General features: G+C 30.9%; 23 protein-coding genes and 1 tRNA gene. 12 read left to right on the top strand and 12 right to left on the bottom strand.

The annotated features are described in order from the left end of the window. Positions 1–62: 62 nt before the first annotated feature. From accC to pdxA, 6 genes are all read right to left on the bottom strand, one after another. Entirely contained in the window at positions 63–1,400 is a 1,338-nt protein-coding gene (accC, locus tag WG951_RS13715; protein ID WP_340914466.1) for an acetyl-CoA carboxylase biotin carboxylase subunit, read from the bottom strand. Between the two features lie 81 nt (positions 1,401–1,481). Then, entirely contained in the window at positions 1,482–1,961 is a 480-nt protein-coding gene (accB, locus tag WG951_RS13710) for an acetyl-CoA carboxylase biotin carboxyl carrier protein (RefSeq protein ID WP_105047519.1), read from the bottom strand. 25 nt (positions 1,962–1,986) lie between these two features. Then, the gene (locus tag WG951_RS13705) at positions 1,987–2,982 is read right to left on the bottom strand and encodes a beta-ketoacyl-ACP synthase III (RefSeq protein ID WP_105047518.1); all 996 of its coding nucleotides are present in this window, start codon (positions 2,980–2,982) and stop codon (positions 1,987–1,989) included. A gap of 154 nt (positions 2,983–3,136) precedes the next feature. Then, entirely contained in the window at positions 3,137–3,334 is a 198-nt protein-coding gene (rpmF, locus tag WG951_RS13700) for a 50S ribosomal protein L32 (protein WP_068448735.1), read from the bottom strand. A gap of 1 nt (position 3,335) precedes the next feature. Next, on the bottom strand, positions 3,336–3,872 hold the full coding sequence (locus tag WG951_RS13695) for a YceD family protein (RefSeq protein ID WP_105047517.1): 537 nt from the start codon (positions 3,870–3,872) through the stop codon (positions 3,336–3,338). A 71-nt stretch (positions 3,873–3,943) separates the two neighbouring features. After that, complete coding sequence (gene pdxA / locus WG951_RS13690) at positions 3,944–4,978, bottom strand: 4-hydroxythreonine-4-phosphate dehydrogenase PdxA (RefSeq protein WP_105047516.1); 1,035 nt, start codon at positions 4,976–4,978, stop codon at positions 3,944–3,946. Positions 4,979–5,037: 59 nt separating this feature from the next. Between pdxA and WG951_RS13685 the strand changes: the two genes are divergently transcribed. Next, positions 5,038–5,622 (top strand): riboflavin synthase, encoded by a 585-nt coding sequence (locus WG951_RS13685; protein WP_105047515.1) that lies wholly within the window; start codon positions 5,038–5,040, stop codon positions 5,620–5,622. Here WG951_RS13685 and WG951_RS13680 read toward each other — a convergent pair. The 3 genes from WG951_RS13680 to WG951_RS13670 form a co-directional block, all read right to left on the bottom strand. Continuing rightward, entirely contained in the window at positions 5,612–5,791 is a 180-nt protein-coding gene (locus tag WG951_RS13680) for a PID-CTERM protein-sorting domain-containing protein (protein WP_105047514.1), read from the bottom strand. The two genes, WG951_RS13685 and WG951_RS13680, sit on opposite strands and share 11 nt — an antisense overlap. Before the next feature lie 96 nt (positions 5,792–5,887). After that, positions 5,888–5,961: transfer RNA gene (locus WG951_RS13675), tRNA-Ile, on the bottom strand. Between the two features lie 62 nt (positions 5,962–6,023). Next, positions 6,024–6,995, bottom strand: coding sequence for a polyprenyl synthetase family protein (locus tag WG951_RS13670; protein ID WP_105047513.1), 972 nt, complete (start codon positions 6,993–6,995; stop codon positions 6,024–6,026). 127 nt (positions 6,996–7,122) lie between these two features. Here WG951_RS13670 and WG951_RS13665 point away from each other — a divergent pair, with 127 nt between their 5' ends. The 5 genes from WG951_RS13665 (at position 7,123) to WG951_RS13645 (ending at position 14,349) form a co-directional block, all read left to right on the top strand. After that, positions 7,123–7,722: a TetR/AcrR family transcriptional regulator gene (locus tag WG951_RS13665; protein ID WP_105047512.1), complete on the top strand. Its 600-nt coding sequence runs from the start codon at positions 7,123–7,125 to the stop codon at positions 7,720–7,722. Between the two features lie 7 nt (positions 7,723–7,729). After that, positions 7,730–9,073, top strand: coding sequence for a TolC family protein (locus WG951_RS13660; protein ID WP_105047511.1), 1,344 nt, complete (start codon positions 7,730–7,732; stop codon positions 9,071–9,073). Between the two features lie 10 nt (positions 9,074–9,083). Beyond that, the gene (locus WG951_RS13655; RefSeq protein WP_105047510.1) at positions 9,084–10,256 is read left to right on the top strand and encodes an efflux RND transporter periplasmic adaptor subunit; all 1,173 of its coding nucleotides are present in this window, start codon (positions 9,084–9,086) and stop codon (positions 10,254–10,256) included. A gap of 11 nt (positions 10,257–10,267) precedes the next feature. Then, a complete protein-coding gene (locus WG951_RS13650; protein WP_105047509.1) occupies positions 10,268–13,801 on the top strand; it encodes an efflux RND transporter permease subunit in 3,534 nt (1,177 codons plus the stop codon). A 74-nt stretch (positions 13,802–13,875) separates the two neighbouring features. After that, positions 13,876–14,349: a regulatory protein RecX gene (locus WG951_RS13645; RefSeq protein ID WP_245893450.1), complete on the top strand. Its 474-nt coding sequence runs from the start codon at positions 13,876–13,878 to the stop codon at positions 14,347–14,349. 174 nt (positions 14,350–14,523) lie between these two features. Here the strand turns inward: WG951_RS13645 and WG951_RS13640 are convergent, their stop codons facing one another. Both WG951_RS13640 and WG951_RS13635 read right to left on the bottom strand, forming a co-directional pair. After that, positions 14,524–15,045, bottom strand: a complete 522-nt coding sequence (locus WG951_RS13640) for a nuclear transport factor 2 family protein (protein WP_105047507.1) — start codon at positions 15,043–15,045, stop codon at positions 14,524–14,526. 2 nt (positions 15,046–15,047) lie between these two features. After that, positions 15,048–15,698, bottom strand: a complete 651-nt coding sequence (locus WG951_RS13635) for a hypothetical protein (RefSeq protein ID WP_146105233.1) — start codon at positions 15,696–15,698, stop codon at positions 15,048–15,050. A 173-nt stretch (positions 15,699–15,871) separates the two neighbouring features. On the opposite strand from WG951_RS13635, the gene WG951_RS13630 reads away from it, so the two are divergent. The 3 genes from WG951_RS13630 to WG951_RS13620 all read left to right on the top strand — a co-directional run bounded on the left by WG951_RS13630 (position 15,872) and on the right by WG951_RS13620 (position 18,130). Continuing rightward, a complete protein-coding gene (locus tag WG951_RS13630; protein WP_105047505.1) occupies positions 15,872–16,822 on the top strand; it encodes an NAD-dependent epimerase/dehydratase family protein in 951 nt (316 codons plus the stop codon). 122 nt (positions 16,823–16,944) lie between these two features. Next, positions 16,945–17,556: a thioredoxin family protein gene (locus tag WG951_RS13625; protein ID WP_105047504.1), complete on the top strand. Its 612-nt coding sequence runs from the start codon at positions 16,945–16,947 to the stop codon at positions 17,554–17,556. A gap of 91 nt (positions 17,557–17,647) precedes the next feature. Next, the gene (locus tag WG951_RS13620; protein ID WP_105047503.1) at positions 17,648–18,130 is read left to right on the top strand and encodes an ABC transporter ATPase; all 483 of its coding nucleotides are present in this window, start codon (positions 17,648–17,650) and stop codon (positions 18,128–18,130) included. A gap of 4 nt (positions 18,131–18,134) precedes the next feature. Here the strand turns inward: WG951_RS13620 and WG951_RS13615 are convergent, their stop codons facing one another. Then, positions 18,135–18,521, bottom strand: coding sequence for a nucleoside triphosphate pyrophosphohydrolase family protein (locus WG951_RS13615; RefSeq protein ID WP_105047502.1), 387 nt, complete (start codon positions 18,519–18,521; stop codon positions 18,135–18,137). A gap of 208 nt (positions 18,522–18,729) precedes the next feature. On the opposite strand from WG951_RS13615, the gene WG951_RS13610 reads away from it, so the two are divergent. From WG951_RS13610 to WG951_RS13600, 3 genes are all read left to right on the top strand, one after another. After that, on the top strand, positions 18,730–18,936 hold the full coding sequence (locus WG951_RS13610) for a hypothetical protein (protein WP_105047501.1): 207 nt from the start codon (positions 18,730–18,732) through the stop codon (positions 18,934–18,936). 480 nt (positions 18,937–19,416) lie between these two features. After that, positions 19,417–24,138 carry a cadherin-like domain-containing protein gene (locus WG951_RS13605; RefSeq protein ID WP_105047500.1) on the top strand — a complete coding sequence of 1,574 codons (4,722 nt, stop codon included), beginning with the start codon at positions 19,417–19,419 and terminating at the stop codon, positions 24,136–24,138. Then, positions 24,135–25,097, top strand: coding sequence for a PorP/SprF family type IX secretion system membrane protein (locus WG951_RS13600; protein WP_105047499.1), 963 nt, complete (start codon positions 24,135–24,137; stop codon positions 25,095–25,097). The genes WG951_RS13605 and WG951_RS13600 overlap by 4 nt, the downstream gene beginning before the upstream one ends. Positions 25,098–25,102: the final 5 nt, after the last annotated feature.

Here is a 25,102-nt window from a genome sequence, read left to right as displayed (position 1 = left end):
AAATAGAGAACACAAATTGCGTTCTCTATTTTTCTATTAAATTTAATCTAAATTTTATTTTTTTATTTCATTTCAAAATCTTCCATAAACTTAGTTGTATAATTTCCTGCAACATAATCTGGATGATCCATTAATTGTCTATGGAAAGGAATTGTTGTTTTAACCCCCTCTATCACAAACTCATCTAATGCTCGCTTCATTTTATTAATTGCCTCTTCTCTTGTTTGAGCTGTAGTAATTAATTTAGCAATCATAGAATCGTAATTTGGCGGAATCATATAACCCGCATACACATGGGTATCAATTCTTACTCCGTGACCTCCTGGTGCATGAAAAGTTGATATCTTTCCTGGTGCAGGTCTAAAATTATTGTAAGGATCTTCTGCATTAATTCTACATTCTATAGAGTGCATTTGAGGATAATAATTTTTCCCTGAAATTGGCACACCTGCAGCAACTAAAATCTGCTCTCTAATTAAATCGTAGTTTACAACTTCTTCTGTAATAGGGTGCTCTACTTGTATACGAGTATTCATCTCCATAAAAAAGAAGTTTCTATGCTTATCTACTAAAAACTCTACAGTTCCAGCACCTTCGTACTTTATAAATTCTGCTGCTTTAACAGCTGCAGTTCCCATCTTTTTTCTTAAAGCATCAGTCATAAAAGGAGAAGGAGTTTCTTCCGTTAACTTTTGATGACGACGTTGTACAGAACAATCTCTTTCTGATAAATGACAGGCTTTACCATAAGAATCTCCTACAATTTGAATTTCGATATGTCTTGGCTCTTCTATTAGCTTTTCCATATACATATCATCATTTCCAAAGGCAGCTTTAGATTCATGTCTAGCAGAATCCCAAGCGTCTTTTAAATCTTCTGGTTTCCAAACAGCACGCATTCCTTTTCCTCCACCTCCCGCAGAAGCTTTTAACATTACTGGGTAGCCTGTTTCAATTGCAATCTTCTCACAATCGTCAAAATCTTTAATAACACCTTCACTACCTGGTACACAAGGCACACCTGCAGCAATCATAGTAGACTTGGCATTTGCCTTATCTCCCATTTGGTCTATCATTTCTCCTGTTGCTCCAATAAATTTAATATTATGCTCTTCACATAATCTTGAAAATTTAGCGTTTTCTGATAAAAATCCATAACCTGGATGAATTGCATCTGCATTGGTAATTTCTGCAGCAGCAATAATGTTAGACATTTTTAAATATGATTCTGAACTTGAAGGAGGACCAATACAAACTGCTTCATCTGCAAATCTAACGTGCAAACTTTCTGCATCTGCAGTAGAATAAACTGCAACAGTTTTAATGCCCATTTCTCTACAGGTTCTAATAACACGAAGTGCTATTTCTCCTCTATTGGCAATTAATATTTTTTTAAACATAAAGTCTTAAATTTTCAATATTCAAAAAACAAATTCTAAACTATTTTTATAGAATTTATAAATTAGAAATTATGATTTATACTATGATGGATCTACTAAAAATAATGGTTGATCAAACTCTACAGGAGAAGAATCATCAACTAATATTTTAACAATTTTACCTGAAATTTCAGATTCTATCTCATTAAATAATTTCATTGCTTCAATAACACAAACTGTATCACCTATAGAAATTTCAGATCCTACTTCTACAAAATTAGGTTTATCAGGAGATGGTTTTCTATAAAAAGTACCAATAATAGGAGACTTTACAGTAATATATTTAGAGTTTTCAGTTTCTGCTTGTGGTGCTGCTGCTTCTGTAGATGCAACAGGTTGAGCAGCAACAGTAGCTGCAACTTGAGGCACACCAGCCATAGGAGCTGCTTGCACAATTGTTGTTTCTGTTTTACCAGAACCAGTTCTAATTGTAATTTTTACATCTTCCATCTCTAACTTTACCTCGCTAGCGCCAGATTTAGCTACAAATTTTATAAGATTTTGAATTTCTTTAATATCCATACTCATAATTATTTAGTTGTTGTATTTATGAATTATATGCCCATTTTACGTAAGCTGCTCCCCATGTGAAACCGCCACCAAATGCCGCAAAAATTAAGTTATCTCCTTTTTTTAATTGACTTTCATAATCTGCCAATAAAAGTGGTAAGGTTGCAGATGTAGTGTTTCCGTAATTCTGAATATTCATCATCACTTTTTCTGATGGTACCCCTACTCTTTTGGCTGTTGCTTCAATAATTCTTTTATTAGCTTGATGTGCCGCTAACCATTGGATATCTTTTTCTGTAAGATTATTTCTGGTTAACATGCGTTCTGCAACATCTGCCATACTAGAAACTGCATATTTAAAAACCGTTTTTCCTTCTTGATATACAAAATGTTTATTTTGTGCTACCGTTTCTGGGGTTGTTGGCATTAAAGACCCACCTGCCTCTATTCTTAAAAAGTCTCTACCAATACCATCACTTCTTAAATATTCATCTTGCAAACCTAAGCCTTCATAATTTGGTTCAAATAAAGCAGCACCTGCTCCATCACCAAAAATAATACAAGTTGCTCTGTCATTATAATCTATAATTGAAGACATTTTATCGGCTCCAATTAATAATACTTTTTTATATCTACCAGATTCTATATAAGCTGCTGCAGTAGACATACCAAATAAAAAACTAGAACACGCTGCTTGTAAATCGTAACCAAAAGCATTTGTTGCTCCTATTTCTGACGCAACATAGGCTGCTGTTGAAGCAATTGGTAAATCTGGTGTAGCTGTTCCTACTATTATTAAATCGATTTCTTGAGGGTTAATGTTTGATTTTTGTAACAATTCTTCTGCGGCTTTTATAGCCATATATGAAGTACCTAAACCTTCTCCTTTTAAAACTCTTCTTTCTTTGATGCCTGTTCTAGTGGTTATCCATTCATCATTAGTTTCTACCATGGTTTCTAACTCTTTATTAGTCAGAACATATTCAGGAACATACTTCCCTACTGCTGTAATTGCTGCAGTGATTTTTGTCATATTTTTAGTTGTTTTCCATGTGGTTAGGAAAATCAAAAGTAGTGAATTTTATTTCACTTTTTAAAGTAATAATTGTCTAAAAAGACAATTTCTACTTGAAAAACGCAAAAAAACCCTCAATTAATGAGGGTTTTTAGAAAAACTTTTGATTTTTTTATGCTTCTATTGCAGATGCAGATTCTAATACTACTTGTCCTCTGTAGTATAATTTACCTTCGTGCCAATGAGCTCTGTGGTATAAATGCGACTCTCCTGTTGTTGGATCTGTTGCTATTTGCTGAGAAGCTGCTTTATAATGCGTTCTCCTTTTGTCTCTTCTGGTTTTAGATATCTTTCTTTTAGGATGTGCCATTTTATGTCTTTTTTTCTGTTATTAAATTCTTTAATTTATCCCACCTTGGGTCTGTTTCTTCAACAGTCTTTACTTCTTTTATTTCTAACTCTCTTAACTTATCTAATGCTTCAGAATCCATGGTTCCGTCTAACACTTTGGGATGAACTCTTTTATTAGGAACTGATAATACTATTAGTTCATATATATATTGAGCAACATTAAATTCATACGCTTCGTGAGGCAAAATTAAAATCTCCTCATTATCATCATTAAATTCTGGCCCAAAATTTACCACTAAAGGTAAAACAGCTTTAACGTCTTGTTTATAAAGTTCATTAGAAACATCGCAAGGCACCTCTACATATCCATTTGCAGTAAATGTTAACTCGAACAATGTACTTTTCTTTATAAAATTTAATGTTATTTTAACAGATGAACTTTCAAATTCATCATAATTAAAAGCTTTAAAGAACGTGTTATCAATTTCGTATTCAAACAAATGAATTCCTTCTTTTAATCCTACAAACGGTATGTTGAATTCCTTTAAGTATTTCATTTCCAAATATCAATTGAGCGTGCAAAGATATAAAAATTTATTATTTTACACTCTTTTCTATCAAAAGTTTTTTACTTTACTAAAAGAGGGTTTTTTGAAAGCTCTTTATATTCTTTTCTTGTCTTATAAATTTGAATTCCAGTAAACAAAGCTTCTTTAAAAGAAGAAGGGTTTGCTACGTTTTTTCCAGCAATATCAAAGCCTGTACCATGATCGGGAGAAGTTCTAACTTCACTTAATCCTGCAGTAAAATTAACACCATTACCAAAAGACAATGCTTTAAAAGGCGCTAACCCTTGATCGTGATAAGTTGCTAAAACACCATCAAATTGCTTATAAGTTTCAGATCCAAAAAATCCATCGGCAGCATAAGGGCCAAAAACTAACTTACCAGACGCCTTAATTTCATCTATAGTAGGTTTTATTATTTCATCATCTTCTACACCAATAACTCCTTTATCTCCACAATGAGGATTTAAAGATAATACAGCAATTTTAGGTTTATTAATTCCAAAATCTTGCACTAAAGAAGTATACATTGTAGCTACTTTTTCTTTAATTAACGCTGGTGTAACAGCTTCTGCTACTTTTGAAATAGGAATATGACCTGTTATTAAACCTATCCTTAAGGCATCAGTCATTAAAATCATTAAACTTTTACCATCAAGCTTGTCTTCTAAATATTCTGTATGTCCAGGAAAATTAAAAGTATCCGATTGTATGGTTTCCTTATTAATAGGTGCAGTTAATAAAACATCTATTGTTTTATCTTTTAAATGGGCAACGGCTATTTCTAATGATTTGGCCGCATATTCACCAGATTCTTTTGTAGCTTTTCCTAATTCTACAGCTACATCCTCTTTCCAAATATTTAAAACATTAATTTTATTATGATTCAACTGACTTAATGAAGTTATTCCGTGAACTGGAGTTTCAGATTTTAGAGCTTTTTTATGATAAGAAACTACTTTTGTGCTTCCAAAAAGAACTGGAGTACAAAAATCTAACATCCTTTTATCTTGAAAAGTTTTTAGAATTACCTCTAAACCTATTCCATTTAAATCTCCTATTGAAATACCAACTATAATTTTATCAGATTTATTCATAGTAACTCTTCTATTATTCCTATTTTTGAATACTACAAAAGTAACTAAATTTTACAAATATGTTTACCGGAATAATAGAAACACTTGGTACAATTACAAACATCACTAAAGATCAAGATAATATTCATTTAACTATAAGTAGTAATTTTACAAATGAATTAAAAATAGATCAAAGCGTTGCGCACAATGGTGTTTGCCTAACCGTTGTTGCAATAGACAATAACAATTACACTGTTACTGCTATTAAAGAAACTTTAAATAAAACTAATATTGGCAATTTAGTTGAAAAAGATTTAGTGAATTTAGAACGCGGAATGAAATTAGGAGACCGTTTAGATGGTCATATTGTACAAGGTCATGTAGACCAAACAGCAACTTGCACAGCTATTAAAAATGAAAACGGAAGTACGGTTTACACTTTCGAATATGATTCATCTAACAAAAACATTACAATAGAAAAAGGCTCTATTACTGTAAACGGAGTAAGTTTAACGGTTGTAAACTCTAAGCAAAATGAGTTTAGCGTTGCCATTATACCGTACACAAAAGAAAACACAAACTTTAAGCATCTTAAACTTAATGATTGTGTTAATTTAGAATTTGATGTTATTGGAAAATACGTTAGTAGATTAACTAATTCTTAATCTTCTTTTTTACCCCGTATAAAACTCCAGAAACAACTAAAAAGATTAAACCGCCATCTATTGGAAGCCCCGGTGGCGACGGTGGTCCTGGTGTTGGTACTTGACCAACAATGGCCATACTTGTAATTACTAGCATTATAAATAATGCAAAATGCTTTTTGTTTTTCATTTTATATCCCCCCAGATTAAAAATTTATTATTAATTACGCTTATCATTAAACAAATATAAAAAACTTTTAATAATAAAAGCAATAAAAAACTATAGTGGTCCCACTTGGGCTCGAACCAAGGACCCTCTGATTATGAGTCAGATGCTCTAACCAACTGAGCTATGGGACCGATTAATTTGGCTGCAAATGTAATACTTATTTTGAATAATTTATATTTTTTTTAAAAAAAATTTACACAGATCTATTCATTAGCCAAAGTCCGAAATTCTTTAGCCCTTTTTTACTTTCTTCTGAGACATTCATAGCTGCTAAAGTTTTAAAAGATTTCTCTGTATAATTTTGAATTTGCTCCTTTATGAAAGCAGGAATATTATTTTGTATAAAAATTTGAGTTACTTCACTAATTTTAACCGAATTATCTTTTGATTTTTGATTATAAAGTAGATGCAATCTACCCCTATCTTCTTCCTCTGCAACCTCTAATGATTTTAAATACAAGTACGTTTTCTTATTCTCTATAATATCTCCACCTATTTGCTTTCCAAAAGTTTTCGGATCTCCAAAAGTATCTAAATAATCATCTTGTAATTGAAACGCAATCCCTAAATTTAAACCAAATTCATAAATTAAATTTGCATTTTCATCACTAGTTTCCGCCACAATAGCACCCATTTTTAATGCAGCTGCAACTAAAACAGATGTTTTTAAACGAATCATATTAATATATTCATCTATAGTTACATCATTTCTAGTTTCAAAATCTACATCTAATTGTTGCCCATCACAAACCTCTAAAGCCGTTTTACTAAATAACTTTGCTAATTTCTGAAAAACAATAGGTTCGTAGTTTTCAAAATATTGATACGCTAAAATTAACATTGCGTCTCCCGAAAGAATACCCGTATTAATATCCCATTTTTCATGAACAGTAACTTTACCTCTTCTAAGAGGAGCATCATCCATAATATCATCATGAATCAAAGTAAAATTATGAAAAACCTCAACTGCCAAAGCTGCTGGCATTGCTTTCTCGTAAGTTCCTGAAAAAATATCTGCGGCCATAAGTGTTAAAATAGGTCGCATCCTCTTACCTCCTAATTTTATAATATAATCTATAGGTTCGTATAGATTTTTAGGTTCATTAACCCACTTTTTAGATTCTAAATAGTTAATAAAATCTTTCTGATAATGTAAAATGTCCAAATCTGTAATTTTTTGTAAAAATAACGTAAAGAAATTTTACTTTATAATTCCAATGTTAAAAAATAATTAAAACTTTGGAAACTTAATTGGTTTCTAAAGTTTCCGTTCGTACATTTGTCCCCGAATTATGAGAGACAAAATATTAGAAAAATCGAACGAACTCTTCTTAAACCTAGGCTTTAAGAGTGTTACTATGGATGAAATTGCCAGTTCTTTAGGTGTATCAAAAAAAACCATTTACAAGTACTTTAAAAATAAAACAGAACTTATAGACGCTGTTGCTTTGCATATATTTAATAGTATTTGTTGTGGTATTGATGGTATTTGCGAGTTAAACCTAAACCCTATTAACGAACTTTTTTCTATAAAAAGATTAATTTTAGAGAATTTAAAGGACGAAAAATCTTCACCTCAGTATCAACTTCAAAAGTATTACCCTAAAATATACGCTTCCTTAAAACAGAAACAGTTTCACGTGATGCAAGATTGCGTAATAGAAAACTTAAAAAAAGGGATTGAAAATAAACTATATAGAGATACTATAGATTTAGAGTTTATTTCTAGAATTTACTTTAACGGAATGATAGGTATAAAAGATAAAGATTTGTTTCCGTTAACAAAATACTCTATGAACACATTAATGAACTACTATTTAGAATATCATTTACGAGGAATTTGTACCGAAAAAGGAATACAACAATTAGAAAACCAATTAAAACTGAAATAATAACCACATGAAAAACTTAATTCTAGCATGTATAAGCACTTGCTTTTTCTTGATAACCAACGCTCAAGAAAAAACAATGGAATTATCGCTAAATGAAGCGATAAACTTTGCTCTTAAAAATAGCTACAACACAAAAGCATCTAAAAATGATATTACATCTGCAAGCAAAAAAGTTTGGGAAACAACCGCAACTGGTTTACCTCAAATTAGCGGAACCATAGATTATACCAATTGGTTAAAACAACAAGTTTCTTTGTTGCCGGCAGAATTAGTTGGCGGAACTCCAGGTACTTTTGAACCGGTAACTTTTAGCCCTAAACAAAACACAAGCGCCTCTGTAACCTTAAAACAGTTATTATTTGATGGATCTTATTTAGTTGGATTACAAGCCTCTAAAACCTATTTAAAAATTTCTAAACAAGCAAATGAAAAAACAGAACTCTTAACCAGAGAAGCTGTTATTAACGCTTACGGAAATGTATTAGTGGCAGAAAATAGTATCTTAATTTTTAATGGAAATATTAAAATTTTAGAAAAGAACCTACACGATGCTAAAAAAATCTATGAAAATGGATTTAACGAAGAGGAAGATGTTGAACAGTTAGAAATTACATTAGGAAATCTAAAAAGTCAACTAAATAGTGTTAAAAGACTAAAAGACATTGCTTATAAAATGTTAAATCTTTCTTTGGGTAGCCCTATTGAAACAAAACTTATACTAACAGACAACTTAGATTCTTTAGCGGAGAAAAACATTAACTTAGGCTTAATTGCTGATGAATTTAATGTAAATGACCATATAGACTTTAAAATTGCAGAAAACGACAGAGAGTCTAAACGATTACTTGTAAAGTTAGAAAAAAGCAAAGCGTTACCAACTTTATCTGCTTATGTAAACTACGGAGCACAAGCATACTCAAGTGATTTTTCATTCTTTAAAAAAGAACAAAACTGGTTTAATTCTTCTTTACTTGGTGTTAGTTTAAACATCCCTATTTTTAGTAGTTTACAAAGAAGTTCTAGAACAGCACAAGCAAAAATAGCTTTAGAAACAGCAGATATTAGATTAGAAGAAACCAAACAACGTTTAAGTTTATTGGCAGAAAAAGCAAAAAGCGACTACCAATTAACTATAGAAAACTATGCTACAGCAAAGAAAAACGTTGGTTTAGCAGAAAGAATAGAAAAAAAACAACGTATTAAGTTCTTTGAAGGAATTTCTTCTAGTTTCGATTTACTACAAGCTCAGAACCAATTATACACGCAACAACAAAACTACATTCAATCTATGTTAGATGTTATTGCTAAAAAAGCAACATTAGAAAACGCATTAAACCTACCAATTAAATAATAACCAAACGATGAGAAAAATATATTCATTATTAGTAATTACACTTGTTTTAATTTCTTGTGGAGAGGAAAAAACAACTTCCGTGGCAGATTTAGTTGCCACAGGCAATTTAAAAGAATTAACCGCTAAAAAGAAAGAAATTACAGCAAAAATAGAAGCTATAAATACCGATTTAGAAGCTATAAACGAGGCTATTTCTAAAAAAGACACCATAAAAAAACTTCCTTTAATTACTACAATAAAGGTAAAAGAAGAAGTTTTTAACCACTATTTAGAAATTCAAGGAAATGTAAAAACAAAACAAAACATTTTAATTTACCCAGAAATGGCAGGTATTTTAAAAACAGTTTATGTTAAAGAAGGACAAAAAGTTTCTAAAGGACAATTATTAGCAACTATAGATGATGGCGGTTTAGGCAATCAAGTAGCACAATTAGAAGCAACTACACAATTGGCAAAAACTACTTTTGAGCGTCAAAAACGTTTGTGGGAGCAGAAAATAGGTTCAGAAATTCAGTTTCTTCAAGCAAAAACAAGTTACGAAGCTCAAAGAAACTCTTTAAAACAACTTAAAAGTCAACAATCTAAATCATCTATTAGAGCGCCATTTTCTGGTGTTATAGATGATGTCATAAAAGAAACAGGAACTGTTATTGCTCCTGGTCAAGGATCTGAAGTTTTTAGAATTGTAAACCTTAACAACATGTATGTAGAGGCAGAAGTACCAGAAAGATACATTACAAGTATTCAAAAAAATAAAGAAGTAAAAATAGAATTCCCAGTACTTGGCACAAGCTTAAATAGCTCTATTAGACAAGTTGGTAGTTTTATCAACCCTAATAATAGATCTTTTAAAATTGAAGTTCCGGTTGCTAATAAAAGCGGAAATGTAAAACCAAATTTAACCGCTAAACTTCAAATTAATGATTATACAGATGCTAAAGCTATTTTAATACCGCAAAGTATTATTTCTGAAAACGCTAATGGAGAACAATTTGTGTATGCCATCAAAGATAAAAATTCTGATAACGAAGCAATCGCAGAAAGAGTAGTTATTAAGACAGGAAAAACACAAGGAAATTTTATTGAAGTATTAGAAAACTTAACCGTTGGTACAGAAATTATTAAAGAAGGTGCACGTAGTGTAAACAACGGACAGACTGTAAAAGTTATCAATAAATAAAAACACTAGAGATGACAAAACAAAAAAAACAAGTAGATAAAGAATTTAAGTTATCTGCTTGGGCAATTCATAATAAAACAACCATTTACGTATTAATGGCTGTGCTATTTTTCTACGGAATTACAGCTTATTTAAGCATGGCCCGAGAAAATTTTCCGGAGGTTAAGGAAACTAAAATATACATTAGTACTATTTACCCAGGAAACACCGCAGAAGATATAGAAAAATTAATTACAGACCCTCTAGAGGATGAAGTAAAAACTATTAGTAATGTTGTAGAAGTTACTTCAACGTCTCAAGAAGACTACTCGATGGTGGTTGTTGAGTTTGATGAAAACATTTCAGTAGAACTTGCTAAACAAAAAATTAAAGACGAAATAGCTACAGAAACAGCTAGTGAAGATTGGCCTACTTTTAACGGAGCTAAAATAGAACCTAATGTTTTTGATTTAAGTTTATCGGAAGAAATTGCCATTTTAAACATTAATATTTCTGGTGATTATCCTGTATATAAACTAAAAGAATTTGGTGAATATTTACAAGATGAAATAGAAGATTTAGCCGAAATTAAAAAAGTTGATATTCGTGGTGCTCAAGAAAAAGAAGTTGAAGTTGCCGTAGATATCTTTAAAATGATGGCGGCAAAAGTAAGTTTTAATGATATTACTTCTGCCATTAGCAACGGAAACGTAACCATGTCTGCTGGTAATTTTATTACAAGCGGACAAAGAAGAACGGTTAGAATTATTGGTGAAATTGAAAAACCTGCTGCTTTAGAAGATTTTGTAATAAAATCTGAATTTAACAATCCTATTTATTTAAAAGACGTAGCCACTGTTGCTTTTAAAGACAAAGACAAAACCACTTTTGCCAGAGAAAGAGGTAAAGAGGTTGTTATGCTCGATGTTAAAAAAAGAGCGGGTAAAAACATGGTAGCGGCATCAGAACAAATTCAAGTAATTGTTGCCGAAGCTATAGAAAATTATTTTCCAAAAGATTTAAAAGTAACAATTACTAACGATCAATCTTCTAAAACCATTGGACAAGTAGATGATTTAGTAAACAATATTATTTTTGGAGTAATCTTAGTGGTAACCGTCTTAATGTTTTTCTTAGGATTTAAAAACGCTGTATTTGTTGGGTTTGCAATACCAATGTCTATGTTTATGTCTTTAATGATCTTAAACTTATTAGGCTACACCATGAATACCATGATTCTTTTTGGGTTAATTATGGGACTAGGAATGCTGGTAGACAACGGAATTGTAGTGGTAGAAAACGTATATCGTTTAATGGATGAAGAAGGAATGGGCAGAATTGAAGCTGCAAAAAAAGGAATTAGCGAAATTGCATATCCTATTATTATTTCTACCGCAACCACTGTTGCTGCATTTATTCCGCTTGGTCTTTGGCCTGGGGTTATGGGAGATTTTATGGTGTTATTACCAATTACTTTATCTACCGTTTTAGGTTCATCATTATTAGTTGCTATTTTCTTTAACTCTGTATTGGTTTCTCAATTTATGAGTGTAGAAGATGTAGATATGCCAATTAAAAAAATAGCCATTCTTACAAGTATAATGACTTTTGTAGGAATTATTGTTTTACTAATAGGAGGCACATACAGTGCGCTTGGTTCTTTAATGATTTTTACCGCAATTATGCTTTGGGTATATCGTTTATTTTTAAGAGGATGGGCTAATAGCTTTCAAAACAAAGTATTACCAATATTAGAAGGTTGGTACGAAAACAGTTTAAGAAAAGCCTTAACAGGCAAAAGACCTTACTTTTTAGTAATTGGAACCACCATTTTATTATTTGCTTCGTTTATGGCCTTCGGATGGTCTTTAAAAACACAAAGAACTAAAGTAGAATTTTTTCCGGATAATAAACCAAATCAAATTATTGTTTATATAGAATATCCTGAAGGAACAGATATTCAAAAAACAAATGAGATTACCAAACTAATCGAAGCAAAAGTAGAAACCGTTTTATATAGTGATGAATATATGGATGGCGACTATAACTTTATGGTAGAAAGTTTAGTTTCTCAGGTTGGTGAAGGCGCAGGAAACCCTCAAACAGATGGAGGTTCTGCTGCAGAAATGCCACACAAAGGAAAAGTAACGGCTTCCATGAGAGAATACAAATATAGAAGAGGTTTAGATAGTGAATTAATGCGTCAGAAATTACAAACTGCTTTGGTTGGTATTTATCCTGGAGTTTTAATTTCTGTAGAAAAAGATGCTAATGGACCACCTGTTGGATCTCCTATAAATATTGAAATTGAAGGTGATGATTACGCAGAGTTAATTCATACAGCTCAAAGAATGCGAGACTTTATCAACACAAAAAGTATTGCTGGTATAGATGAATTAAAGATCGATGTAAACAGAGACAAACCAGGAATGGAAGTTTTAGTGGATAGAAAAAAAGCCGGTGAGTTAGGCGTTTCTACAGGTCAAGTTGGCTCTCAATTAAGAGCTTCTATTTTTGGAAACAAAGCAGGTGTTTATAAAGAAGATGGAGACGATTATGATATTTATGTTCGTTTTAATAAAGCAGACAGATATAACACAAGCGCTTTATTTAATCAGAACATTATCTTTAGAGACATGGCTTCTGGTAAAATAAAAGAAATTCCGGTTTCTACCGTAGCAACACAAAAAAACAATTCTGGTTTTAGTGCTATTAAACACAAAGACATTAAAAGAGTAGTTACTGTTTATTCTGCATTAGCTCCAGGAGAAACAGATGCTGCAGCCGTAGTTGGTAAAATTCAAAATGAAATGAAAGATTTTAAGAATTTACCAAAAGGAATTAAAATTGATTATACAGGTCAAATTGAAGAACAAAACAAACAAATGTTATTCTTAGTGGGTGCATTTTTTACAGGTTTGGCATTAATTTTCTTTATTTTAATTTTTCAATTTAATTCGGTTTCTAAACCAGGAATTATAATGATTGCTATTTTCTTAAGCTTTATTGGGGTTTTTGGAGGAATTGTTATTTCTGGAAGTTCTTTTGTGATTATGATGACCATGATGGGAATTATTTCGCTGGCAGGAATTGTGGTAAACAACGGAGTTGTACTTTTAGATTATGCACAATTATTAATTGACAGAAAAAAAGGAGAATTAGGTTTAGATCATGAAGATTATTTAGACAAAGAAACCTTGTTCGAAGCCATAGTAAGAGCTGGTGGAGCACGTTTAAGACCCGTTTTATTAACTGCAATTACCACTATTTTAGGTTTAATTCCGTTAGCTATTGGTTTAAACATAAACTTCTTTAGTTTATTTACAGAATACAACCCTCATATTTATTTTGGAGGAGACAATGTTGCTTTCTGGGGGCCCTTAGCATGGACCGTTATTTACGGTTTATTAATAGCTACCTTTTTAACATTAATTTTAGTACCTGTTTTATTTTACTTAATAACATTATTTAAAATGTGGCTAAAGAGTAAAATATCTCCTAAAAAACTAATTACAGAAGAGGTCTTTAATACCGATCAAAGAATCGATGAGAAAAACCAAATCTAAGTTTTAAACCTATATTTTTATAATAAAAGAGATGAAATTTATATAATTTCATCTCTTTTTGTATTTTTAAACCAATGATAAAAAAGAAGTCTTTTACGGTTGATGAAATAAAACGTAAGTTAGAAAACTACTGCGTTTACCAAGATAGAAGCCACAAAGAAGTGGAGCAAAAAATGTATGAATACAATTTAATTCCGGAGGCTAAAGAAATGATTCTTTTAAGCTTAATGAAAGATAATTTTTTAAATGAAGAACGTTTTGCTAAAAGTTTTGCCCGTGGAAAATTTAGAATTAAATCTTGGGGAAAACAACGTATTGTTAGAGAATTAAAGTTTAGAGACATTTCTGCATACAACATAAAAACAGCTTTAAAAGAAATTGACGAAGATGAGTATTTAAAAACTATTTATAGAATTACAGAGAATAGAAATGAGGTAATTTCTGAAACTGATAACTACAAGAGAAAGAAAAAGCTAATTGATTTTTTAATGCGAAAAGGATTTGAAAATGAGTTGATTTTTAAAGTAGTTGCCGAAGTAGTTTCTTAATATTCTATTGGTTTAAAGTAATTTCTAAAAGCCAGCAAACAAATCTAGCCCTGATAGAGCGGCATGTTTGAGCTCTTTTTTAGGTTATTTCGAGTGAATTTTGAAGAATGAAAAATTTGTATCGAGAATAAACTAAAAAAAGCGAGTAGCGAAAGCAGGAAATAGCTTCTAATACTACTTATTAAACCTAGTTAAAAATATAGAATCACTTTTTTTCTTTGCTTTAATCACCGCCTGAACATTATTATTAGGTATTTCTACAGATAAAACATAGTGTTTAATTTTCCAAGTATTCTGCTTCTTCTCTAAAACACCAGAACCTCTGCAAGTTCCCATCCAAGTATCTAACAATTCATCAAACCATACAAAATTTCTTTGCTCACTTACGTAAACATTTCTTTCTAGAGGTTTAAAAGACCAAGCTTTACCTTTGTCAAAAAAAGGTTTACTAAAACTTGCAAATTGCATTTTATTCCAATTTTCTGTAGCATCTGTCCCTATAAGAACAGAAACACTATCCATTGCACCAAAATAACCTTTGTAATCTGCATCCGAAGCTGCCTTATGCCAATTATCTAATAAGGTTTTTACATCCGTTTTTATGGCTGATATGCTTTGAGTTGTTGTAATTTGTTTTGTTTGACTACAGCCAAAAAAAGAAATAATCACCACTAAAAGGAAGAAGATATTTTTCATTTCTACTCTCTTGTTATTGGTTTAATTTCATGAAGTAAATCGCTATTTAGTTCACTCTTTTTTAAGTTGTTCTCTTTCCTTTTTAGATTGATAGATTTCTTAGAAATGCTATCTATTTTTGTAGAATCTATTCCAATATAATCGATTTCGATATCTATGGCATCTTCAAAAGACTTTTTAGCTAGTATGCTGTTTATTTTTTCATTTACGGATGAAAAAGCTGCTATTGTTTTATCTATTTGCAAATTAACTTCTTCTGATGTAATTGCAGGTATAAACGTTAAATCTGCCAAACGAAGCACTTCATTATGTAACACATTTATTCTTGTTTCAAAAGGCTGATTATCAAAAAGCGTTGGTTTTACACTATCTTTTAAACTTACAACCAAATCTCTTAATTCTAATGCATTGCTTAAAGCCTCGTTAGGAGATACTTTTTCGAATTTTTTTATAAACGAGTTTACCGATTTTAATTCTTGCCAATTTTCTACTTCCTTTTTATAAGTAGATTTTACATTTACCAAAGCAACATGTTGTTTTACAATGCTTCGCTTAGGCTTTTCTTGAACCGTTGTAGTAGTTTCTTTCTTATCATTTCCGCAAGAAAATAAAACTAAAAACAGTAATAAGTACATTAATTGTTTCACGATCATATATAATAAGTGGTAAAAATACACATTTTAAGAGCATCTATTGTCTATTTAAGAAAATTGTAACAACAGGGCTGTTTATAGTTTTTAAATTATTGAATAATTATTTTAAGTAATTTATTTTACGAATAATAAAATTAAGTACCTTTGTTATTATTAAAATCATATTTAGAGGTATGGGTGAAATAATTTTGGTTTTAGGAGCTAGTGGTCAAATAGGAAATGAATTGACACAAAAACTCCGCGTTTTATATGGCAACAACCATGTAATTGCTTCAGACATTAGAGAAGGCAATAAAAAAATGATGGCTTCTGGTCCATTTGAAATTATTGATGCTACTGACAAAGAAACAATACTTGCAACCATAAAACAACACAAAGTTACCCAGGTTTATTTATTAGCTGCCATATTATCTGCAACTGCAGAACAACACCCACAAAAAGCATGGGACTTAAATATGAACTCATTACTAGCTGTTTTAGATTTAGCTAAAGAAAAACATATTAAACAAGTATATTGGCCAAGTTCTATTGCCGTTTTTGGACCGAATACACCAAAAATTAACACACCACAAAATACAGTAATGCAGCCTTCTACAGTTTACGGAATTAGTAAAGTTGCAGGCGAATTTTGGTGTAATTATTACCACGAAAAATTTGGTGTAGATGTTAGAAGTTTACGTTATCCGGGTATTATTTCTTGGAACTCTAAACCTGGTGGAGGAACAACAGATTATGCAGTAGACATTTATTTTAACGCTATAGAAAAAGGATCTTACCAATGTTTTTTAGCTAAAAACACACGCCTACCAATGATGTATATGGAGGATGCTGTTAATGCAACCATACAATTAATGCAAACGGATGTTAAAAATATAAAAAATAGAACGGGTTATAATTTAGCGGCTATGAGTTTTACACCAGAAGAAATTGCATCAGAAATAAAAAAACACATTCCTGAATTTAAAATTTCTTATCAACCAGATTTTAGACAGCAAATTGCAGATAGCTGGCCAGCATCTATAGATGATTCTGAAGCAAGATCCGATTGGAATTGGCAGCACAAATTTAATTTATCTACAATGACAAAAGATATTCTTACCAACTTACAAAAAGAACTACTTTAAAATAATTTGTAAGGTGCCTCCATTTTTTCGTCTATATAAATGATTAAAAAGTCACGTACTTTGTAACAAAGGTTGCAGAATAATTTAATCAATACAAATACCTTTGCATAAAATATTAGGAGATGAAAAATATTATTAAAAAAAGTTTAGAAAACGCATTATCATATCAAGAATTTAGAGCTTTAGTAAGCAATTTATTAGCAGAAGGAAAAGCTACAGGTCATAATCAATCTGAAGATTTAACAAATTATAGTATGTTAAACGACAGAAGAATGAAACGACTAGATAAAACCATAAAAATTTCTGAGAACACAATTGCAGAAATACAAGAAGTAAAAGAACCACAAACATGGTTGGTTATTGCTGAAGGATGGTGTGGAGATGCTGCACAAAACCTACCTGTAATTGCTAAAATTGCAGAAGCAAACAAACTAATTGATTTAAAATTAGTTTTAAGAGATGATAACGAAGATTTAATGAACTTATTTTTAACCAATGGAGGTAAAGCAATTCCTAAATTAATTGCTTTAGATAAAGAGCATAACGTAATTGACACTTGGGGACCAAGACCAACTGTTGCCACTCAAATGGTGGCCGATTACAAAGCAAAACACGGTGCATTAGACGCTGAGTTTAAACAAGATCTACAAGTTTGGTATAATAAAAACAAAGGACAAAGCGTACAAGATGACTTTATAAAACTTTTTAAAAAGTCTTTTGCAACAGAACTCTAATTAAAAATCAAAAATAGTTTTAAAACCGCAAATTAATAAATTGATTTGCGGTTTTTCTTTTCTGTATATTTGCATCGAAAATTATATAAAAATGTTTGTAGATTATTCCATAATTACTGAAGATGCTAAAGTTTGGGTGTACCCTTCTAGCAGAAAATTTTATCCTAATGAAATTGAAGGAATAGAAAATAAAGTAAAAACCTTTATTGAAAGCTGGAAATCTGATGACGAAAATTTTAAAGCGTCCTACAAATTTCTATACAACAGATTTATTGTTCTTTTTGCTGATGATGAAAATTCTACTTTATCAAATGCAGATATTGACGCATCTGTTTCTTTTATCTTAGGGCTACAACAAGAATACGAAGTAGAATTATTAGACAAAATGAATGCTTGTTTTAAACAAGGAGAATTTGTACAATACAAAGAACTAAAAGACTTTAAAAAACTACTTAAAAACAAAGCTGTAACAGCAAAAAGCATCATTTTTGATAATTTAATTACCACAAAAGTAGACTTTGAAAACAATTGGGAAATCCCTATTGAAGAAAGCTGGTACAATAGATACTTATAAGTTTTTATTTTTCTAAAATTTTTAAAATATTAGGTTTAAAATAATTAGGTCCCTTTAATACTTTGCCATCTTCTCTGTAAATAGGTTTACCATCTTCACCTAATTTACTCATATTACTGCGTTGTATTTCATTAAAGACTTCTTCTATTTTATCTTGCATACCGTGCTCTATAATAGTACCACATAAAATATACAACATATCACCTAAGGCATCTGCCACCTCCACCAAATCGTTATTTTCTGCAGCTTCTAAATACTCTTCATTTTCTTCTTTCATTAAATCAAATCGAAGTTTTTTTCTATCTTCACCTATATCTACAATAGGTTTTTGATTCATGTTTAATTTAAAAGCGGTGTGAAATTGCGTTACTGCTGCTATTTTATTCTTCATTATTTATAGAAATGTTTATAATTATTTTTTTAAAGCTATAGATTTATAATACTAGAAGTTAGTACAAAAACACTGGTATTCTTCTTTTAATTTGTAATTTTGCAAAATAAAAATCTGGTTATTTTAGTTAGACAATATATAGAAACTTTCTGATAAAATAAAAGCTTCTTTTCTGCTATTAAATCAAAACGTATAAAAAATTTAAAGGATGTTTTTAGGTGCTTATTTTACAACAGGAAGAATTATTTTTATGATTTTCTTTATCATCTCTTTTATCGCCTTAATGATTTATAGCTATAGAAAAGACATTAAAAACCATGAGCGTTATTATAAAGGTGCTGGCAAAAAAGTGCTACTCTATGGAGGTCTTATAATTGCTATCTTTATAGCTATCAGAATCTTGTTTGGCCAATAAATTAAAATTCTATATAGTTGTATAATTTAGTTACTTTTTTAAAAAAATTTAACATTTTTAAAAAATTAATCCGAATTTAAAATATTTTTATTTACTTTTATGGATATATAAACAATCATTTAACCCCCAAAAGAATGATATCCCCTAAAAAAAGTAAATACAAAACATTTGTATTGTATTCCGTATCTCTTCTATTATTATTTCTCCTATTTTATTTATTATTCAATAAATTTGCAATAGCTGATCCAGAAACACAAAAAGGTAATTCTATTACCCAAAACAACACTACACACAAAAATATTTACTTAGACTTGCTTGCCAGCAACTCAAGTTTGGTTGTAAATAATTTTCAGTTTACTCAAATTTCGTGGCAGAGCTCTAACTATTTTATTTTGCAAACTTCTAGTTTACCCGGTTATATTTAAAAAATAATTACGCCTTTTCATATTTTCTTATTAAAATCATTTATCCCCTAAAAAAATGATAACCCCTAAAAAAAATAAATATAAGCTACTTATATTCTTTCTACTATTCTATCAAGTTATAGCGGCTCAAACAGCACCAAGCGCAGAACCAGATAGTTACGAAACCAAAACAAACACGGCACTAAAAATTGATTCTCTTGGTGTATTAGCTAATGACAAAGATCTCGATGGAGATCTGCTAAAGGTTACGGCCTTTTCTGCAAACGGTAAAACGTACTCTCCTGGAGACACTGCTAATTTACCTGAAGGAACTATTTCTATAAAAGCCAATGGTGGTTTTAACTATTCTCCTGCTGTAGATTATAATGACATTACTCTTATTGTTAACTATACTATTTCTGATGGAACATATACAGACTCTACCGATTTAACTCTTAGCATTACTAATGTAAATTCGCCAGAAGCAAAAAATGATATTTATACAACAGAAACAAACGCAGATCTAAATATTTATGCTCCAGGTTTACTAGACAACGACGCAGATAAAGATGAAAATACGTTATCAATTACAGCCTTTAAAATAGATACAGTAAGCTACACAGTTGGCGAAAAAGCAGTTTTTTCTGAAGGTTCTATTTCTATAAATGCTGATGGTAGTTTTTTCTTTACTCCTGCTACTGATTATAATAATAAAATTCGTACAATTAACTATACAGTAACAGACGGAACTTTTACAGATTCTGCTAATTTAAATATTAAAATTATTAATTTATATCCGCCAGAGGCGAAAGATAATTATGATACCGCAGAGATAAACACCACTCTAAAAGTAGATGCACCAGGTGTTTTAATTAATGATAAAGACCAAGATAACAACGCCTTATCTGTTATCCAATTTATTGTAAACGAAAAAACGTACAACATTGGGCAAACGGCTACCTTTTTAGAAGGAAGTATTACTTTTAAAGCAGATGGTAGTTATACTTTTATTCCTGCTAAAGATTATACAGGTAATGTTCCTGTAATTAAATATATAATTTCTGATGGAACTTTTACCGCTGCTGCTAATTTGTTTTTAACTGTAGAACACATTACAAATCTAATAGAAATTAAGTCTTTATCTAGTTGTAACCAAGGATATACTGTAGACGGAATGTATAAAATTAAATACTATACAACCTTAACAAACACAAGTACCGCAAGAGATTACCACGCTACAAACCTTATTAAAAAAATAGATTTAACAAATGATTTAAACGCTATTTATGGAAATGGATGTGTTACTCAAATAGAAGGTGTTTCAATTAATACTACTGCTGTTAAAGACTACGTTGGCAGCCCGTATCCTTTAGAGTTTAATAATGATGCCATCAATGATGATTTTTTAAACGCTACATCAAATTCTATTTTTAATCAAAATGCCATAAATAATTTTACACTATACCCAAGACAATCTATTAATATTGAGTTTTGTGTTATTGTAAACCCTTTTTGTAATGGTAGACCAACCCCTACTCCTTCTGGTTCTGGCATAAATTTTAACCATGTATTAGAAGTTACATCAACAATAGGAAGCCATTCTACAGATCTTTTACTTAAAGATTTTCATACTACAGAGGCTATTTTAGCAGGTGGGTTATATATACCTGTACCAAAACCAACTGTAAATCCAGACGGAACTTTCGATTACACCAACAGAGTTATTTTAACAAATGAAGGAACTGCTACTGCCCAAAATATTAATTACAACATGGGGTTAGGAAATTTCTTAGATAAAAGAATTGTTTTTAATGAACTTAAAGTTACACAAATTGCAGGACCTCCTGTTACCGTTAACAACGCTTATAACGGAAACACAAATACACAATTATTAATGCCTAATAATTCTCTTGCAGCAGGAGAAACTATCATTTTAGAAATCTTTTATCTAACAGCTCCTTTTTCTTCTTCGCAAATTAATCATTTTAAGCAATTAGAACTTTCTCAAACACAAGGTGGCTTGGATGGATTTGATGAAACAACTTCATCAAATAATAAAAACTACTCTTTTGTAAATTGGTCAGATAGTTTAGGTAAACATTTAGACAGGTATTATCCTACTAGTTCTCCTGTAGACCCAGTATCTTCTTCATTACAATGTAGCTGTTCTTCATCTAGTATGGTCTTTTTATTTAGTTCTTTAACAAGCAACCAAAAAACAATTTCTAAGGTAGAGAAAATTCCTAATGGAATTTTAGAACACCAAGAAATTACGTTTCAACTTACCATAAAAAATACTAGTAATATTGTACAATTAGAAAATCTACAATTACAAGACAACTTAAAGAATATTTGTTCTGGAAACATTGTTTCTGTGAGCACTCCTTTTATAGAAAGTTCTACCGCAACAACAAACCCAACATTAAATCCTGAGTATAACGGTACTTCTGATATTGAATTTTTTAATGGAACATCGGGTATATTAATGAAAGGAGAATCAATTACAGTTCAGTTTTCTGTAATTTTAAATGAAGATTGTTTAGGCACCAATACTTCGGTATTTTCTGCAACAGATCCTTTAAACAGAGTAATAAGTTCTTCTGGTTCTGTTGGTATAAACGCATCTACAGATACTGATAATGACGGAATTACAAATGTTACCGATATTGACGATGATAATGATACCATACGAGATATTGATGAATATAACGGATTAAATCCTTTAGATGATCATGATGGCGATTTAACACCCAACTACAGAGATACCGATTATGGTGTTGATGCCAATAATGATGGTATTGTAGATCTTTTTGATTTTGATAATGATGGTGTCCCAAATCATTTTGATTTAGATAGTGATAATGATGGTATTTTAGATATTGTAGAGGCAGGTAATAAAGCCTCAGACACCAATCGTACTGGTAGAACAAATAAAAGTGTTGGTACAAACGGACTTGACAACACTGTTGAAAATAACGATTCTCTTACAACTTCAACGAATTATACAATTCCGAATACAGACAGAAGCAACACTCCTAATTTTATAGATATTGATGCTGATGGAGACGGAATTGTTGATAATATAGAGGGACAAACAACAACCAACTACAAAGCACCAAACGGAATTATAACCGATTTAGGTATAGACACAGCCTATCCAAACGGAATTACACCAACAGATACAGATCGGGATGCTACACCAGATTATGTTGATATCAATTCTGATAACGACATCCGTAATGATGCCATTGAAGGTTGGGATTTTAACAATGATGGAATTGCAGAAACAATACCTTTAAATTTAGACAGCGATAATGACGGTTTAGATAATGCTTTTGACACAAACAACACCATTTTAAACCCAACAAATGGTCAAGTGCCTACAGATTTTCCAAATGTAGACACTCCTGATGGTGATGCCCATGATATAGACAGAGATTGGAGAGAAATTATAGCCATTGTTGTACGTATTGATAATGTTACAGTCAATGAAAGTGAAGATGCAATTTTTACCATTTCGTTAGTTAAAAAAAATGAGCCTACTAAACAAATTCAAAGCGCAACGCCAATTCAAATTAGTTTTACCACAGAAGATGGTACAGCTACCACAGACAAGTATAATATAGCAATAGCCCCTTTTGATTATAATAAAACAACTTCTGCTACTTTAACAATACCTCCTTTTACAGAGGTAGGTAATTTTACAGTTGCTACTTTTAACGATCTTATTAATGAATTAGATGAGTTATTTACTTTAAACGGAAAAATAACCTCTAACAACACCATTAACACAGAAATAAGTGGGTTTGCTACTATTTTAGATGATGATGAGGTTCCTTCAATTACAATGAACAACGCAATAAGTAATGAAGGAGAAGATTTAGAACACACCGTTACAATCAGCAATCCATCATCAAGACCAATTTACATAGACATTAACACCACAAATGGATCGGCAATAAGCCCTGATGATTACAATTCTTTTTATACAACCTTAACTATAGAAGAAACTACAAATCCTAGTAATCCAAATACAGAAACCTCATTTAACATTCCAACCAAAATTGATGATTTAAATGAACCTAATGAGTTTTTAAATGTTTTAGGCGTAGCAGCATCAACAAATGTAGGTGCACAAGATTTAACAAAAACAGGAATCATCATAGATATTAACCCAGAACCTAAAGTAGTTATAAACGACGTAACGGTTATAGAAGGCACCACACTAGTTTTTACAATTTCGCTTGTAAACCCTAATTCAGAAGAACCAATGCAAAACTCGCTGCCTATTAATTTTAAATTAAAATCGGTTAACGAAACTGCTAGTGATTTGCAAGATTTTAAAAACTTAACAACCACTTCCTCAATACCTGCATACACAACATCTATAACACAACCCATACTAACCATAGATGATATTTTAAATGAAGATACAGAAACAATGCTATTACAAGCCACAATAACATCTACAGATATTTCTAACGTTACACCTGTATTATATGGTATTGGAACCATACAAGACAACGATGTTCCTAACCTATTTTCGCCAAATGGCGACGGAAAAAGTGATGTTTTTGAGATAGACGGAATGTCTAAGTTTCCTTATTTTAAAATTACTATAATGGATCGTTGGGGAAGTGAAGTATATAGTTACAATAATAATGGTAATACAAACCCACAATGGTGGGATGGCACAAATAATGGAACACCGGTTACCGAAGGAGTGTACTATTACACTATAAATTTTAATGATGGTATTACAAACCCAAAAAGAAGTTTTATTCAATTAATAAGATGATATACAAAAACCCCCTAAGTAATTTAAAAATTGAATACCTATATAGGCAGCACTTTATTGTTGTGCTATTTGTTATTTTATTTAACGCAATTACATACGCTCAGCAAGCTCCGCATTACACACAATATATGTACAATATGCAGATTTTAAACCCTGCTTTTGTTGGTTCTAGATCAGATTTAAACATCTCTTTTCTATCTCGTCAACAATGGGTAGGTTATGAAGGAGCGCCAGAAACTCAAACTTTTTCTATAAATGCTAGATCTATAAATGGTTTTGGTTTTGGAGCAACAGTTATAAACGACAAATTAGGCTTAACAAATAGCACCAACATAAATATAGATGCTTCTTACACCATTCCTACTTCTAGATACGGACGCTTGTCTTTTGGATTAAAAGGAGGTTTAACCTTTTTTAATAATAACTTAGCAAATGCAATAACACCAGATAACGAATCTTATGCCTCTACCAAAGGTAGATTTCCAAACATAGGTTTTGGAGGATTGTATTATGATGATACCTTTTTTATAGGATTATCAATACCTAACTTATTAAAATCAACTCAATTTAAAACAGTAGATAATGTTGATAATAATTACGGTATAAATAATCATAATTACTTTTTAGCAACAGGAATGATTTTCGATTTATCTCAAGATTATAAATTTAAACCATCAACAATTATAAAATACTCCCCTAGTTTACCTGTTTCTATAGACATCAATTCTAATTTAATTTATAAAGATAAGTTTGAAGCAGGCGTATCTTATCGTTATGAAAACTCTGTAAGCGCATTATTTGCTATTATCTTCAATAAAAAATATAGAGTTGGTTATTCTTATGATTATAAGTTGGCTAATTACGGTAGTAATTTAAGTTCTCATGAAATTATACTAACCTTTGATTTCGACCTAAAAAGAAACTCACATTGGTTATACCATAATCGTTGTTATTTTTAAAATAC

It is taken from the genome of Polaribacter butkevichii (genome assembly GCF_038024105.1).
Lineage (GTDB): Bacteria > Bacteroidota > Bacteroidia > Flavobacteriales > Flavobacteriaceae > Polaribacter > Polaribacter butkevichii.
Note: the sequence above shows the minus strand (reverse complement) of the source record. Positions and strands in the feature narration are given on the sequence as shown.